Raw genomic sequence first — 15,701 nt, 5'->3', positions numbered from 1 at the left:
GGGAGGCTAACAAGCAGGCCGGGCGCGGCCCATGCCGTGCGTCACTCGGGCACGGCGACGGTCCGTGCCGGGGCGGCCGCACGGCGGCGCACCGCCTCGATCTCGGCCGGCCGGCGCAGCGCCCGGGACACCGCCCCGATCTCCCGGAGCAGACTCGTCGTGTCGGGTTCCTCGGCCGGCCCGGACGCCCTCGGCGCACGGCCCCTCGCCTCCAGGGCGTCGAGGACGGCCGCCGCGGCGGCCAGCGCGCGGGCCCGGTCCGGGGGATGGCCGAGGGCGCGGGCCGCGTCGTACGCGCGGCCGCACATGCCGGGCTCCAGATACCGGGCCAGCGGCAGCAGCGCGTCCCGGATGAACGTCTCGCGCCGGGTCAGCCGGAGTTCGGGCGTGGCGCGCAGCCGGAACGGCACGCCCTCGCCGCTCGCGGTGCGCAGCAGCCGGTAGAGCGGCCCCAGTTCGCGGTGCGCGAGCCGGACCCGCCAGCGGTCGTGCAGATACTGGCCGGCGTGCGGCAGGATGAATCCGGCCGCGATGAGGATCGCGGACACCGCCGCGACCGGCGGGGCCAGGTCGGTGCTCAGCCAGTCCAGGTCGCGGCCCATCCAGCGGGCCGTGACGGCGGTCAGCTTGACCACGTCGAAGGTCAGGTTCAGCACGTATCCGGCGCCCAGCAGGCTCAGCGCCCCGCGCAGCCAGGCGTCCAGGCCCCCGGTGCGCACCCAGTTCCAGATCAGCCCGTTGGTGATCAGCACGGCCACCGCGTGGGCGACGAGGTAGAGCAGGATCTCCTCGCGCATGAACGGCGTGTTGGCGTAGTAGGTGTCCAGGTCGCGCACCCGCTCCACGGGGGCGTCGGCGAGCAGGAACAGCACCCACAGCGCGACGATCACCCCGGAGTAGACCGCGACGACCCAGCGCACGGCCCGGCGGACGGTGGCGCATCCGTTGCCCAGGCCGCCCCGCCAGGTGACGAGGAGCAGCAGACAGGACCCGCAGAACGCGGTGATCAGCGAATAGCACCAGGGCGCCGAGATGTTGGGCACGCCGGTCAGCCGGTTGACGGCGGCCACCGTGGCCGGGGTGCAGAAGACGAAGACCGCGCAGGCCAGCAGCAGCAGTCCGCCGACCGCGCGCAGCAGCGGGTCCCGCCACAGCCGGATGATCGTGGGCAGCCTGATCACCAGCGCGGCGGTGAGCACGGCGGCGGGGATCCAGAAGGAGATGTACAGCTCGCGGAGGAGCCCCGCGGGGTCCGACGCCGGCCCGGTCACCGCAGCCGGCCCGCCCTTTTCCCGGGCGCCCGGTCCGCCCCCTCCGTACCGGCGCGCCCCTTCGGCTCGCTCGCCGTCTCGCGCCCGCGATAGCCCAGAGAGCGCTGCACCGGGTCCAGGGGCGGGCCCCCGGGCGGGGCGAGGAGGGCACGGAACCGGGCGGCGAGGCGATGGCCGAAGTCGTCGGCCTCGGCCTCCTCGGCCTCCCGGGAGCCGTTGCGGGCGGCCACCGTCAGCGCGTCCCGCCAGCCGGGCGCGTCGGCGAGGGCCCGGGCCGCCGCGGCCCCGGCACCGGCCAGGTGATGGTGCCGGTGCCCGGCGTGCAGATGCCACAGCTCATGGCCCAGGATGACCAGTTGCTGCACCGCCTCGGCCCGCTCCTCCACGATGACCAGGTCGAAGTCGGCGAACTCCACCCACAGGCCGGTGACCTCGATCTCGTCCGGGAACCGTTCGAAGCGTAGCTCCACCGGGCGGCCGCCGCGCAGCGCGCCCATCTCCGCGCACAGCGCCCGGCACAGCTCCCGTACGTCCTTCGGCTGTCCGGGCCGGGCCTGGACGGCGGCGGCGAGGTCGGCGGCCAGGGAGCGCATCGCCGAGCCCGGGCGGGAGCGGCGCAGCCGTGCGGCCAGGCGTGCCGTTCGCCGGCGCGCGCCCGCGATGCCCATGGGTCCCTGTTCCCCCTTCTCGCCGCCGGTCTGCGGCTCGTCCGAGAGTACGCGCGCGGATGTGCCCGCGTCATGCGATCCCACCGACGTGGTTCAACGGGGAACGACCTGCGGTTCCGCAACTGCACCGGCTGTGAGCCTGTGTTCACCCCATTGACGGACGGCCGGTGGGAATCTACGGTCCCGTTCGAAGTGACGAGCGGCCGCCGAAATCCCGAACAACCGTGCCTCAACGACCCGCACCCGCCGACGAATCACACGACACCCAGCCCGGGAGGCGAACCTTGCGCACCGCCCGCTTCACCCTGAACCCCGCTTTCACGATCGGCGACGTCAACCCGCGTCTCTTCGGCTCCTTCGTCGAACACCTCGGCCGCTGCGTCTACACCGGTATCTTCGAACCCGGCCACCCCTCGGCCGACGCCGAAGGCCTCCGCACCGACGTGCTGGAGCTGGTCCGCGAACTCGGCGTGACCGCGATCCGCTACCCCGGAGGCAACTTCGTCTCCGGCTACAAGTGGGAGGACTCCGTCGGCCCGGTCGAGGACCGCCCCCGCCGCCTGGACCTCGCCTGGCACTCGACGGAGACGAACCGGTTCGGTCTCTCCGAGTACATCGCCTTCCTGAAGAAGCTCGGCCCCGAGGCCGAGCCGATGATGGCCGTGAACCTGGGCACCCGGGGCGTCGCCGAGGCCCTGGAGCTCCAGGAGTACGCCAACCACCCCTCCGGCACCGCCCTGTCCGACCTGCGTGCGGCCCACGGCGACAAGGACCCCTTCGGCATCCGGCTGTGGTGCCTGGGCAACGAGATGGACGGCCCCTGGCAGACCGGTCACAAGACCGCCGCCGAGTACGGCCGGCTCGCCGCCGAGACCGCCCGCGCCATGCGGCAGGCCGACCCCGGGGTCGAGCTGGTCGCCTGCGGCTCCTCCAGCCAGGCCATGTCCACCTTCGCCGAGTGGGAGGCGACCGTCCTTCAGGAGGCGTACGACCTGGTCGACTACATCTCGCTGCACGCCTACTACGAGCCCGTCGACGGCGATGTGGACTCCTTCCTGGCCTCGGCCGTCGACATGGAGTCCTTCATCGAGAACGTGGTGGCCACCGTCGACCACGTCGGCGCCAGGCTGAAGTCGAAGAAGAGGATCAACCTCTCCTTCGACGAGTGGAACGTCTGGTACCTCTCCCGCTGGGTGGAGTACTCCCAGACCCTCGGGCAGGACGACTGGCCCGAGGCGCCCCGCCTGCTGGAGGACAACTACAGCGTCACGGACGCGGTCGTGCTCGGCTCGCTCCTCATCGCCCTGCTCCGGCACGCCGACCGGGTCACCGTCGCGTGCCTGGCCCAGCTGGTCAACGTGATCGCCCCGATCATGACCGAGCCGGGCGGCGCGGCCTGGCGGCAGACCACGTTCTACCCGTTCGCCCAGGCCTCGAAGTACGGCCGGGGCCAGGTGCTGGACGTCCGGGTCGACTCGCCGACGTACGAGACGAAGAAGTACGGCGAGACGGACCTGCTGCACGCCACCGCCGTCCGCGCGGCCGACGGCACGGTCACCGTGTTCGCCGTCAACCGCAGCCGCACCGAGGCGATGCCGCTGGAGGTCGCGCTCAGCGGGCTGGACCTGACGGCCGTCACCGAGCACAGCGCTCTGGCGGACGCCGACCCCGACGCCCGCAACACCCTGGACGACCCGGAGCGGGTCACCCCGCACCCCGTCGAGGGCACCGCCCTGCGGGACGGCACCCTCACCGCCGTGCTGGAGCCGCTGTCCTGGAACGTGATCAGACTGGCGTGACCGGCAGGCCGCCGCTCGCGCTGCCGAGCAGCGTCAGCCGCACGGACCCGGGGCCCGACAGCGTGGTGAACTCCGAGAGGACCGCCAGCGCGAGGGTGTTGGAGCCCCGGGTGCGCAGGATGCCGTTCGGCAGCACGAAGGTGTGCTGGGGGCCGACGTTGTTGATGTACTGGCCCAGGTTCCAGCCGTTGAGGAAGATCTGGGCGCGGTAGGCCCGGTACGGGTCGTCGTCCAGGGTCAGCCCGACCGACGCGTCGACGTCGCCCGGCACCGAGAGGCGGAACCTGGTGCGGTACCAGGTCACCCCCTGGTAGCGGGCGGCCCGCGGGAAGGTCACCGGCTCCCAGTCGTGGTCCCGGAAGCCGGGCAGGTGCCAGCCCTCCCGCTCGCCGTACAGGCCGCCGTTGTTCAGCGGCCCGCGCACCGGGTCGGGCGCGGCCGCGCCCTGGATGCGCCAGTCGACCTCCGGTGCGGCGCCCTTGAAGGTGGCCGCGGTGAGTCCGCGGGCCGCCTTGTGGGTGTCGAGCGCCTTGCCGTCCTCGTCGTGCTGCATCGGCCGGACCAGCACCGACAGCACGTGCCGGCCGGGGGAGCGCAGCGCCGCGCGGACCGGGAGGACGGCGGTCGCCGTCCAGGTGCCCTTGCGGATCGTGGTGTCCTTGTCCGGCACGGGCATCCGGTGCGTGCCCAGCGGTTCGCCGTCCAGCCATGCCATCAGCAGGCCCTGGGTGCCGGTGCTGTAGGCGAGCGAGATCTCCTCCAGGCCGGTGGAGTCGGTGAAGGTGCCCCGGTACCAGACGTCGCCGTAGTGGAAGCCGTAGTCGTCGGCGAAGAGCACCGGCTGCCCGGCCGGGACGGGGGTGGTGCTGTACGACGTCTTCCGGTCGGCGGCCCGCCAGCCGGAGTCGTCGAAGCCGGGGCCGGCCTCCGGGTTCTCCCGGCGCATCCGCCAGGCGCCCAGCTCCGGCAGCCGCAGCTCCGGGACGCCCGGCAGCAGACCGTCGGTCATCAGGCTGCCGGAGGCGGTGGCCCGGGTGGCCAGGGGGCGGCCGTTCCACACCACGCTGCCGATCCCGCGCGGGCCCCACACCTCGATGGCCGTCGGGCCGGTGAGGTCACCGGTCAGACGGACCTCCCCGCCCCTGATCTCGGCGTGCCGCAGCAGCGTCGGGCCGTACACCAGCAGGGTGCCGGACGGGGTGTCGTACGGGAACACCCGGACGGAGGTGGCGTCGTCGGCGAAGAGGACCAGCAGCGGGGTCTCGGTCTCGCCGTGCCGCACCAGCACCCGGGTCAGTCCGTCCTTGCCGAGCGGCGCGTTCACATGGAGCGCCTCGCCGTCGTAGCCCCAGGCGGCCTCCGGGTCCATCCGCAGGGCGTCCGGTTCGACCGGGGCCTTCAGCACCACCTCGGCCATCTCGCCGCTCCGCCCGGCGAACAGGGCGATGTTCTGCCGGCCCGCCCGCACACAGAACACCGGCGAGACATTGGCGTACTTCAGCGTCCGTCCGCCCAGCGCGAGGCCGGTGGTGATCAGCTTGGCGTCCCGGCCGGGCACGGTGATCCGCAGCCTGCCCTCGACGGTGGGCAGATCGGTGGTGACCGGGTCGGTGCCGTCGTTGCGGGCGACGTACACATGGGCGCCGGTGTCCGGGTTGGCCAGGTGGTAGACCTTCAGGCCCTCGGCCGTCACGTCCGCCGCCCGGTCCAGCTTGGCGAAGTCGGGCACGCGCTGGAGCAGATGACCGATCTGGTGCATCGGCGCGATCTTGTCGGTCACCGTGCGCGCCTCGTCGATCGCGGCGCCGTAGTCGTACGACGTGTAGACCACCGGCGCGGGCAGCCAGCCCCAGGAGGTGCCGCCGAAGGTCATGTAGACGTTGTGCAGGGTGAGGCCGTTGGCGAGGTTGGTCAGGTAGAAGCGGCGCTCGTAGGCGGCGTCCCGGGTGCGCCGCGCCTCGGCGTACCCCTTGCCGTCGAACCAGGCCCCGCCCCACGGGTCGAACCAGCCGCCGCCGAACTCGGGCACGAAGCCGGGGGTGTGCGGGGAGGCGCTGGCCCCGCCCTTCTGCCCGCCGGGCCCGAACAGCCCCCAGTCGGGCGGGGTCCGCTCGGGCGAGGGGTAGCCGTCGAAGCCGTACAGCCAGCCGCCCCGCTCGCCGCCGGTGTCGAAGGAGCCGGGCGTCCAGTAGCCGTTGCGCCCCTTGTCGTTGTGGAAGAGGGGGACGTCGATGCCGTCCGCCCGCACCTTCCGGTACAGGTGGGACAGGTAGCGGGCGCCGACGCCGTCCTGGACGTGGGCGTCGTACTCGTTCTCCAGCTGGTAGAGCAGGATGGTGCCGGTGCCCTGGGTGAACAGGTGCCTGCGGGCGATGCGGTTGACCTGGGTCAGCCACTCGTCGGCGTGCGCCAGGTACTCCGGGTCGTCGGTGCGGGCGGTGCCCGGGGTCGCGGTGAGCCAGCCGGGGAAGCCGCCGCCGTCCACCTCGGCGTTGATGTACGGCCCCGGCCGCAGGATGACGTACAGCCCGGTCTCGGCGGCCGTGCGCAGGAACAGGTCGAGGTCCCGGACGCCGGTGAAGTCGTACCTCCCGGGAGCGGGGGAGTGGTAGTTCCAGGCCACGTAGATGCTGACGGCGTTGTAGCCGTGCGCGCGCATCTTCTGGAGCACGTCCCGCCACAGCGAGGGGCTCGGCAGCCGGAAGGGGTGCAGTTCACCGGACCACACCACCAGCCGCCGCCCGTCCACGAGCAGCGAGTAGCGGTCGTAACCGATGGTGTGCCGTGCTCCGTCGGCCCTCGGCGGTGCGGGCGCCGGGCCGGTCGGCACACTGTGCGCCGCGTACGCCGTGGGCATACCGGTGCCGCCGCTGCCGTCGAGGACGAGCCCCAGCGCGGCCGAGCCGGCAAGGGCACTGAAGGTACGTCTGCTGAGCGCCAAGGTGGATCCTCCCGGGCGATCTTACGGGGCGCGGCTCAGGTCATTGTCCACATGGGGGCGCCCCGCGGCGGACGCGGGAGGAGCTCGGCGCGGGATGATCACCCGCTGTGCGGTGCCGCTCGGCTCAGCGGACGTCGCCGAGGGAGACCAGCAGGGTGCGCAGCAGCCGGTTGAACTCCTCGGCCTCCTGGTCGTCCAGGCCGGAGAGGATTCTGCGCTGGTTGCGCACATGTCCCTGCACGGTCGTGTCGACCAGCTCGCGGCCCTCGTCGGTCAGGGCGATGTGCAGGCTGCGCCGGTCCCCGGGGACGGCCTCGCGGGTGACCAGGCCGCGGCCGACGAGGCGGTCGATGCGGTTGGTCAGCGCGGCCGAGCCGATCATGACGCTGGCGGCCAGCTCCTTGGCCGTGAGCGGCCGGCCGTTGCGGCGGAGCGTGGCGAGCACATCGAACTCCCAGGTCTCCATGCCGTACTGCGCGAAGTAGTCCTTCAGCCGTGTGCTGACCACCCGGGACAGACGCAGCACCCGGCCGATCGCGCCCATCGCATCGAGATCCAGGTCCTTGCGCTGGGCGGCCCACTGGTCGAGGAACTCGTCGACGCTGTCGCGCATGTTGGTCACCTCACCTTCACTTTGCTTCATCGAGATTAATTCGACGTGGAACTGTTTGACCTCAGGCTAGAGGATGTCATACCTTTTCGATGTCAGATAGTTCGACGTCGAAAGATGGGGGGTCTTGCTGTGGGTATCCCTTCCGCGGACCACGCCACCGTGTCCCGAATCATCCGCTCCCGGCGCAGCATCCGTCACTACCTGCCGGATCCCGTGCCCGCCGAGCTGCTGCGGGAACTGGTGGAACTCGCCCTGGAAGCGCCGTCGAGCTTCAATCTCCAGTCCCGGTCCATCGTGGTCGTGGCCGGCGAGGAGGGCCGCAAGGCGCTCACCGCGGCCACCGGCGGCCAGCCGCACCCGCAGGAGGCCCCGGTGACCCTGGTCTTCGTGGCCGAGTCCGGCTCCTGGCGCGAGGACCGCGGCGACATCTGGGAGCAGGCGCGGCGTAGCGGTGCGTGGTCGGAGCGGTTCGCCGCGGCCTCGCCGGACGACGTGCGCGCCTTCTACGAGGACCCGCGCCGGCGCGGCCTCGAACGCGAGTACGCCGTCAAGGACGCCATGATCGCCGCGTCCTTCCTGATGATCGCCGCGCACGCCGCCGGGCTGGCCACCAGCCCGCTGGGCGGCTGGGACGAGGCCGAGGTCAAGCGGGCCATCGGCATCCCGGACCGCGACGACCTGCACATCGCCCTGCTCATGCCGCTCGGCCGCCCGGCCGAGGCCCGGCTCCACCCCGGCCGCCGCAGCACGGAGCTGACGGTCCACCAGGAGACGTACGGCCGGTAGGAGACGTACGGCCGGTAGGGGACCGGCACGGTACATCCGCACATCACGCGCACCCGCGCGTCCCACAGGGGGGAATGGTCCAGTGACCACTGTCAACAAGCTCGTCCAGGTCGCCGGTGTCATCGACGCCGACGAAGCCGACCTGATCATCGGGGAGGGCGCGGACTGGCTCGGCTTCGCGCTGCGCCTGCCGTCCGGCAAGGACGACATCCCCGAGCAGGACGCCGCCGCCATCATCAAGGGCCTGAAGGCCCCGCACGCCGGCGTGCTCATCAGCTACCTCACCGAGGCCGACGAGATCAGCGAGTTCTGCACCGAACTCGGCGTCGTCGCCGTCCAGTTGCACGGAGACGTGGAGACCGGCCAGCTGCGCCGGCTGAAGGAGCTGCGGCCCGACCTGTTCGTGCTCAAGTCCCTCGTGGTCAAGCAGGACAACGCCGAGGAGCTGCTGAAGCTGGTCGACGACACCCACCCGTACGTCGACATGTACATCACGGACACCTTCGACCCGAGGACCGGAGCCAAGGGCGCCACCGGACTCACCCACGACTGGAACGTCTCCGCCGAACTGGTCCGCCGCTCGCCCAAGCCGCTGATGATGGCGGGCGGTCTCAACCCGGAGAACGTCGGCGACGCCATCCGCGCGGTCCGGCCCGCCGCGGTCGACGCGCACACCGGCCTGGAGGGCCCGGACGGCCGCAAGGACCGCGCCAAGGTCGCGAAGTTCGTCGCCGAGGCCCGCCGGGCCTTCGACGAGATCGGCTGAGTATCCCGCCGGGTGGGCGCCCGGCCGCGCAGGCGACACGACCCGGGCGTCCCCCGTCCCCCGCGTACCCGTCGACAGCCGACCCCGAGGAGTCCGACGTGACCACGGGCCACAACGTGCATCTCATCCCGCAGACCGACCAGCTGCGCGCCATCCACACCATCATCCGGGACCGGGACTGCCCCCGCGCCGAGTTCGTCTTCTACGCGCGCCGGGTCATCCGCCTGCTGCTCGAACACGGCCTCGACCTCCTGCCGTTCACCAAGAAGGAGGTCACCACCCCGGTCGGCGCCACCTACCACGGACTCGAGTTCGCCTCGAAGATCTGCGCGGTGCCCGTCATCCGCGCCGGCGAGGCCATGGAGAGCGAACTCCGCGACATCCACCCCGGCATCCGCATCGGCAAGATCCTCATCCAGCGCGACAAGCAGACCAAGCTGCCGCACCTGTACTACAAGCACCTGCCCGACGACATCGCCGAGCGCCATGTGCTGCTGCTCGAACCGATGCTGGCCACCGCCGGATCCGCGCTCGCCGCCGTCGACGTGCTGATCGACGCCGGGGTGCGCGAGGAGCACATCGTCATGGTCAATTTCCTGTCCTCCCCCGAAGGACTGCGCAGGGTCGCCCAGGAACGGCCCCGCATGAAGATCGTCACCAGCGCGATCGAGGACCGGCTCAACGAGCACGCGTTCATGATCCCCGGCATCGGCGACTTCGGCGACCGCTTCTTCGGGACCACCGATTCCGGAGCCAAGAAGTGAGCAGTCAACGCCTCGCGGCGACCTCCGCGGTCACCGCCCTCGCCCCCGCCGTCTGGGGCTCCACCTACCTCGTCACCACCGAGTTCCTGCCCCCCGACCGGCCGCTGCTGGCCTCCACCCTGCGGGCGCTGCCGGCCGGCCTGATCCTGCTGCTGATCACCCGGAAACTGCCCCAGGGCATCTGGTGGTGGCGGGCCGTCGTGCTCGGCGTGCTGAACATCGGCGCGTTCTTCTACTTCCTCTTCCTCGCCGCCTACCACCTGCCCGGCGGAGTGGCCGCGCTGGTGATGTCCATCCAGCCGATGATCGTGCTCCTGCTCGGCGCCGTCCTGCTGAAGGACCGCATCCGGCCGCTGCACATCGCCTCCTGTCTGCTGGCCGCCGCCGGTGTCGCCCTGCTCGTGCTCCAGCCGCACGCCGGCCTCGACGGCATCGGCGTCCTGGCGGGCCTGCTCGGCGCCCTGTGCATGGCCTCCGGCATCGTGCTGACCAAGAAGTGGGGACGCCCCGAGGGCGTCAGCCTGCTGACCTTCACCGGCTGGCAGCTCACCGTCGGCGGACTGGCCCTGCTGCCCGTCACCCTCGCCAGCGAGGACCTGCCGGACCACCTCACCTGGCGCAACATCGGCGGCTTCGCCTACCTCTGCATCATCGGCGCGCTCATCGCCTACGTGCTGTGGTTCCGCGGACTGTCCAAGCTGCCCGCGCTCGCCGCGTCCTTCCTGTCCTTCGCCTCGCCGCTGTGCGCGACCGTCCTCGGCTACCTCTTCCTCGATCAGACCCTGCGCCCGCTCCAGCTCCTCGGCGGCGCCGCCGTGATCGGTGCCGTCGTCCTCGCCCAGCCCCGCACCCGCACCCGTAAGAGAGACACCACATCAAAGGCGCCTACGACCCGTGCCACGAGCCGGGTCTAGGCCACCAAAACCGTTCGGGGGGACACACAGAACATGAACACCCAGGCACCTATATCCGGCGTGTTCTTCAAGCACGCGTCGTTGCGCAGCCTGCTGGACCACCAGGCCCGGCTGCGCCCCGACGACATCGCGGTCACCGCGGCCGGCGGCGACCTCACCTTCCGTGAACTCACCACCCAGGCCGACCGTCTCGGCTCCCGCCTGACCGAGCTCGGCGTCGTACCGGACACCTGCGTCGGCCTCTACACCGAACCCTCCGCCGAGCTGGTCACCGGTGTGTGGGGCATCCTCACCGCCGGCGCCGCCTATCTGCCGCTGTCGCCCGACTACCCCGAGGCCCGGCTGCGGTACATGCTCGAGAACTCCGGCACCCGGGTCGTCGTCACCCAGCCGCATCTGCGCGAGCGGCTCGGCCGGCTGGTCCCCGAGGGCACCACCGTCGTCACCCTGGACGACTGCCCCGCCGCCGGCGCCCCGGCCCCCGATGCCTTACCGCAGGGCGACCAGCTCGCCTACGTCATCTACACCTCCGGCAGCACCGGCAAACCCAAGGGCGTGATGATCGAGCAGCGCAGCATCGTCTCCCAGCTGCGCTGGCTGGACAACTGCGGACACCTCGGCCCCGAGGTGTCCATCCTCCAGAAGACCCCGATGAGCTTCGACGCCGCCCAGTGGGAGATCCTCGCCTGCGCGGTCGGCTCCCGGGTCGTGATGGGCGGCCCCGGCCTGTACCGCGACCCCGAGGGCATCATCACCATGATCTGCGAGCACCGGGTGACCGCCCTCCAGGGCGTGCCGACGCTGCTCCAGGCCCTGGTGGACACCGAGGAGCTGGGCGCCTGCACCTCCCTGACCCGGGTCTTCTCCGGCGGCGAGGCGCTGACCCGGGCCCTCGCCCAGGAACTCTTCCAGGCGCTGCCCGGCGTCTCCCTGGTCAACCTCTACGGCCCCACCGAGACGACCATCAACGCCACCTCCCACTGGGTGGACCCGGACGCGCTGGACGAGTCGTCCCCCGCGATCCTCCCCGTCGGCGTCCCCGCAGACAACGTCACCTGCTACATCCTGGACGAGAACCGGCAGCCGGTGGACATCGGCGAGAGCGGCGAGCTGTTCATCGGCGGCGTCCAGGTGGCCCGCGGCTACATCGGGCTGCCCGAGGTGACCCGGGAACGCTTCCTCGTCTCGCCGTTCAACCCCACCGAGCGCCTCTACCGCACCGGTGACCTCGCCCAGTGGAACCCGGACGGCACCATCCAGTTCATGGGCCGCACCGACAACCAGGTCAAGCTGCGCGGCTACCGGGTGGAGCTGGAGGAGGTCGCCTCCCGGATCGAGGAGCACACCTGGGTGCGCCGGGCCGCCGCGGTCGTCACCGACGACCCCCGCACCGGCGGCCGGACCCTGGTCGCCGCGGTGGAGCTGAACGAGCGTACGGCCGCGGTGATGGACCAGGGCCGCGACGACGCCGCCCACCACCAGTCGAAGGCGTCCAAGCTCCAGGTCAAGGCCCAGCTGTCCAACCCGGGCCTGCGCCCGCCGGAGCGGCTGGCCGGCCGGCCCGTCACCGCGCTGCCCGGCGCCGAGGGCACCGAGGAGCAGCGCCGCACGGCCTTCGCCCGCAAGACCTACCGCTTCTACGACGGCGGCCCGACGACCGTCGACGACGTGCGCGCCCTGCTGGCCCCGCGCCCCGCCGAGGCCGCCGCCCCGCGCACCCCCGGCGACCTCACGCTCGGCGAACTCGGCACGCTCCTGCGCTGGTTCGGCCCGTTCCGCAGCGCCGAGCGGCTGCTGCCCAAGTACGTCTACGCCTCGCCGGGCGCCCTGTACGCCACCCAGCTGTACCTGGAGACCGACGGCCTGTTCGGCCTGTCCGGCGTCTACTACCACCACCCCGTCGACCACACCCTGGTCCGGGTCGGCGACGCGGCCGGCAGCGGCGGCTCGCCCCTGAAGGTGCACTTCCTGGGCAGGCGGCAGGCCATCGAGCCCGTCTACAAGAACAACATCGTGGAGGTGCTGGAGTTCGAGACCGGGCACATGCTCGGCGTCTTCGAAGAGGTACTGCCCCGGCACGGCCTGACCATCGAACCGGAGGGCTTCGACGCCGCGGTCGCCGCCCGGCTCGACGCCGACGCCGACGACCACTACCTCGGCACCTTCGCCGTCACCCCGTACCATGACCGGCCCCGGCCCGACGAGGTGGAGCTGTTCGTGCAGGCGCACGGCGACCGCGTCGCGGGGCTCCCGGCGGGCCTGTACCGGCACCGGGACGGCGAACTGGAGCCGCTCGGCGAGCAGGTGGTGGAACAGCGCCATGTCATCGCCATCAACCAGGGCGTCTACGAGCGGTCGTCGATCGGCATCAGCGCGGTCTCCCGGGCGAGCGACGACTGGCGGCACTACATCGTGCTCGGCACCCTGCTGCACCGCCTCCAGCGCACCCCCGGCATGGGCTTCATGTCCTCCGGCTACTCCTCGAAGACCGGCAACCCGCTGCCGGCCTCCCGGCGGCTGGACGACCTGCTCGCCGCGGCCGGGATCCCGGCGGCCCCCGCCTCGTACTTCTTCGTCGGCGGCCGCATCACCCCCGAGCAGGCCGCGCACGAGGGCATGGCCGAGGACGCGGTGCACACCAAGGGACCGGCCGAGATGATCCGCGACGATCTCGCGCAGTTCCTGCCGGACTACATGATCCCGGCGCGGGTCGTGGTGGTGAACGAGCTGCCGCTCACCGCCAACGGCAAGATCGACGCCAAGGCCGCCGCCGCCCTCCCGGAGGTCGTCACGGCCCGCGGCTCGGCCGTGTACGTCGCCCCCGCGACGCCGACCGAGCAGTGGCTGGCGGCCGAGTGGGGCCGGATGCTGAAGTACGACAGCGTCTCCACCGAGGACGAGTTCTTCGGCTCGGGCGGCAACTCCCTGCACGCCGTGGCGCTGGTGAACCGGATCAACAAGGAGTTCGGTGCCGCACTGCCGCTCCAGGTGATCTTCGAGACGCCGAAGCTGGCCGACCTCGCCGCCCGCATCGACGGCGGCGCCCCGGCCCGCAGCTCCCGGCTGGTGCCGCTGCACCAGGAGGGCTCCGGCAGCCCCGTGTTCGTCTGGCCCGGCCTCGGCGGCTACCCGATGAACCTGCGGCTGCTCGCCCAGGGCGTCGGCCTGGACCGCCCCATCACCGGCATCCAGGCGCAGGGCATCAACCCGGGCGAGGTGCCGTACCCCACCATCCGGGAGATGGCGATGGCCGACGTGGCGGAGATCCGCCGCAGCCGGCCGTCCGGGCCGTACACCCTGTGGGGCTACTCCTTCGGCGCCCGGGTGGCCTTCGAGGCGGCCTGGCAGCTGGAGCAGTTCGGCGAGAAGGTGGAGAACCTGCTGCTGATCTGCCCCGGCAACCCCGAGGTACGGGTGAAGGGCGCCGAACGCTGGGGCCGGGAGGCCTCCTTCGCCAACCCCGCCTACCTCACCATCCTGTTCTCCGTCTTCGCCGGCACCGCCCACGGCCCCGCCGTCGACGCCTGCCTGCGCCGGGTCACGGACGAGGACTCCTTCGTCTCTTTCGTCCACGACCGGATGCCCGCCCTCGACGAGGGCACGATCCGCCGCATCACCCGGATCGTCGCGGAGACGTACGAGTTCGAGTACAGCTTCCGCGAGCTGCGGGAGCGCCGGATCGACGCACCGGTGACGATCTTCAAGGCGCGCGGCGACGACTACTCCTTCCTGGAGAACAGCTCCGGCTACTCCGCCCGCCCGCCCCGGGTGATCGACCTCGACGGCGACCACTACAGCGTGCTCAAGCAGCACGGCGTGGACGAACTCATCGGCCGCATCCGGCACGTGACGTTCCACGGGTGATCCCGCACGGATCCTGACGCGATCCGACCGACGATCCCGACCCCAGCTCCTCGCCCCGCGCGACTTCCCCCGGCGCGGGGCGGGGTCCCCCTCGCACTCGAAAGGTCCGCTGCCGTGCCGCACGTCAGCATCAAACACTTCCCGCGCACGTTCACCGAGGCCGAGAAGGCCGACCTGACCGCCGCGCTGACCCAGACCGTCACCCGGGTGTTCGGCGTCGAACCGGGCGCGGTGTCGATCGCCGTGGAGCCCGTCGAGCCCGCCGTGTGGACGACCGAGGTCCACACCCCGGAGATCGAGGCCAAGGCCCACCTGCTGTGGAAGCAGCCGCACTACTCCGAGCCCGTCCCGACCGAAGGAAACCGATGAGCCCCACCAGCCCCGCGATCCCGCTCGTCCACACCGAAGAGGTGCGCGAGGCCCTGCACGAGGGCCGCCCGGTCGTCGCGCTGGAGTCCAACGTCATCACGCACGGACTGACGTACCCGCACAACGCCGAGACCGCCCGGCAGGTCGAGGCCGCGGTCCGCAAGGGCGGCTCGGTCCCGGCGACCATCTGCGTCGAGGACGGCGCGATCCGGGTCGGGATGACTGAGCGGGACATCGAGCGCTTCGCCTCCGGGTCCGGCATCCCGAAGGTCTCCAGCCGGGACCTGCCGGTGGTGCTCGCCCGCGGCGGCCGGGGCGCCACCACCGTCGCCTCCTCGCTGGTCGCCGCCGAACTGGCCGGGATCCCGTTCTTCTCCTCGGCCGGCCTCGGCGGGGTGCACCGCGGCGCCGAGACCACCATGGACATCTCCTCCGACCTGATCCAGCTGACCCGCTCCAAGGTCGCCGTGGTCTGCGCCGGCGCGAAGATGATCCTCGACCTCAAGCTGACCATGGAGTACCTGGAGACGCAGTGCGTCCCGGTCATCTCCTACCGCTCCGACGACTTCCCGGCGTTCTACTGCGCCTCCAGCGGTGTGAAGGCCCCGCACCGCATCGACGACGAGGACCTCATCGCCCGGGTCGTCACCACCCACTGGGCCACCGGTCACCCCGGCGGAGTCGTCGTCACCACCCCGCCGCGCGCCGAGGACGCCGTCGACCCCGCCGTCGCCGAGGCCGCGATCACCGACGCGCTCGCCCAGGCCGAGTGGGACGGCGTCACCGGGCAGGGCCTCACCAAGTACCTGATGCACGCCGTCGACCGGGCCACCGGGGGCCGCACCGCCCAGGCCAACATGGCCGTCCTCATCTCCACGGCGGAGGTCGGGGGCCGTCTGGCCGCCGCCCACGCCCGCCACCTGACCGCCACCTCCTGAACCGGAAA

At 71.8% G+C, this 15,701-nt stretch carries 12 protein-coding genes; 8 read left to right on the top strand and 4 right to left on the bottom strand.

Annotated features, from left to right (window positions below; translation table 11 throughout):
* Window positions 1–41 precede the first annotated feature (41 nt).
* Window positions 42–1,271 carry an MAB_1171c family putative transporter gene (locus ACWCV9_RS18470; protein ID WP_450787856.1) on the bottom strand — a complete coding sequence of 410 codons (1,230 nt, stop codon included), beginning with the start codon at window positions 1,269–1,271 and terminating at the stop codon, window positions 42–44.
* A complete protein-coding gene (locus ACWCV9_RS18465; RefSeq protein ID WP_450787854.1) occupies window positions 1,268–1,939 on the bottom strand; it encodes a toxin-antitoxin system, toxin component family protein in 672 nt (223 codons plus the stop codon). Before ACWCV9_RS18465 ends, ACWCV9_RS18470 begins: the two co-directional genes overlap by 4 nt.
* A gap of 284 nt (window positions 1,940–2,223) precedes the next feature.
* On the opposite strand from ACWCV9_RS18465, the gene arfA reads away from it, so the two are divergent.
* Window positions 2,224–3,738: an arabinosylfuranosidase ArfA gene (arfA, locus tag ACWCV9_RS18460; RefSeq protein ID WP_450787853.1), complete on the top strand. Its 1,515-nt coding sequence runs from the start codon at window positions 2,224–2,226 to the stop codon at window positions 3,736–3,738.
* On the opposite strand, the gene ACWCV9_RS18455 is transcribed toward arfA, so the two are convergent.
* Together ACWCV9_RS18455 and ACWCV9_RS18450 are read right to left on the bottom strand one after the other, a co-directional pair.
* Window positions 3,725–6,679 (bottom strand): glycoside hydrolase family 35 protein, encoded by a 2,955-nt coding sequence (locus tag ACWCV9_RS18455; RefSeq protein WP_450787851.1) that lies wholly within the window; start codon window positions 6,677–6,679, stop codon window positions 3,725–3,727. The genes arfA and ACWCV9_RS18455 overlap by 14 nt on opposite strands.
* A gap of 124 nt (window positions 6,680–6,803) precedes the next feature.
* Window positions 6,804–7,292, bottom strand: coding sequence for a MarR family winged helix-turn-helix transcriptional regulator (locus tag ACWCV9_RS18450; RefSeq protein WP_450787849.1), 489 nt, complete (start codon window positions 7,290–7,292; stop codon window positions 6,804–6,806).
* 159 nt (window positions 7,293–7,451) lie between these two features.
* On the opposite strand from ACWCV9_RS18450, the gene ACWCV9_RS18445 reads away from it, so the two are divergent.
* The 7 genes from ACWCV9_RS18445 (at window position 7,452) to ACWCV9_RS18415 (ending at window position 15,693) form a co-directional block, all read left to right on the top strand.
* A complete protein-coding gene (locus ACWCV9_RS18445; protein ID WP_450787848.1) occupies window positions 7,452–8,078 on the top strand; it encodes a nitroreductase family protein in 627 nt (208 codons plus the stop codon).
* 82 nt (window positions 8,079–8,160) lie between these two features.
* Window positions 8,161–8,844: a phosphoribosylanthranilate isomerase gene (locus tag ACWCV9_RS18440; RefSeq protein WP_385844781.1), complete on the top strand. Its 684-nt coding sequence runs from the start codon at window positions 8,161–8,163 to the stop codon at window positions 8,842–8,844.
* 98 nt (window positions 8,845–8,942) lie between these two features.
* Complete coding sequence (upp, locus tag ACWCV9_RS18435; RefSeq protein WP_450787846.1) at window positions 8,943–9,608, top strand: uracil phosphoribosyltransferase; 666 nt, start codon at window positions 8,943–8,945, stop codon at window positions 9,606–9,608.
* A complete protein-coding gene (locus tag ACWCV9_RS18430) occupies window positions 9,605–10,522 on the top strand; it encodes an EamA family transporter (protein WP_450787844.1) in 918 nt (305 codons plus the stop codon). The genes upp and ACWCV9_RS18430 overlap by 4 nt, the downstream gene beginning before the upstream one ends.
* A 33-nt stretch (window positions 10,523–10,555) precedes the next feature.
* Complete coding sequence (locus tag ACWCV9_RS18425) at window positions 10,556–14,386, top strand: non-ribosomal peptide synthetase family protein (protein WP_450787842.1); 3,831 nt, start codon at window positions 10,556–10,558, stop codon at window positions 14,384–14,386.
* A gap of 114 nt (window positions 14,387–14,500) precedes the next feature.
* Window positions 14,501–14,755 (top strand): tautomerase family protein, encoded by a 255-nt coding sequence (locus tag ACWCV9_RS18420; RefSeq protein WP_450787840.1) that lies wholly within the window; start codon window positions 14,501–14,503, stop codon window positions 14,753–14,755.
* A complete protein-coding gene (locus tag ACWCV9_RS18415) occupies window positions 14,752–15,693 on the top strand; it encodes a pseudouridine-5'-phosphate glycosidase (protein ID WP_450787839.1) in 942 nt (313 codons plus the stop codon). The genes ACWCV9_RS18420 and ACWCV9_RS18415 overlap by 4 nt, the downstream gene beginning before the upstream one ends.
* The last annotated feature ends 8 nt before the right edge of the window (window positions 15,694–15,701 follow it).

The sequence above is a fragment of the Streptomyces sp. NPDC001606 genome, assembly GCF_053596835.1.
This window is presented reverse-complemented; position numbering and strand designations above follow the sequence as displayed.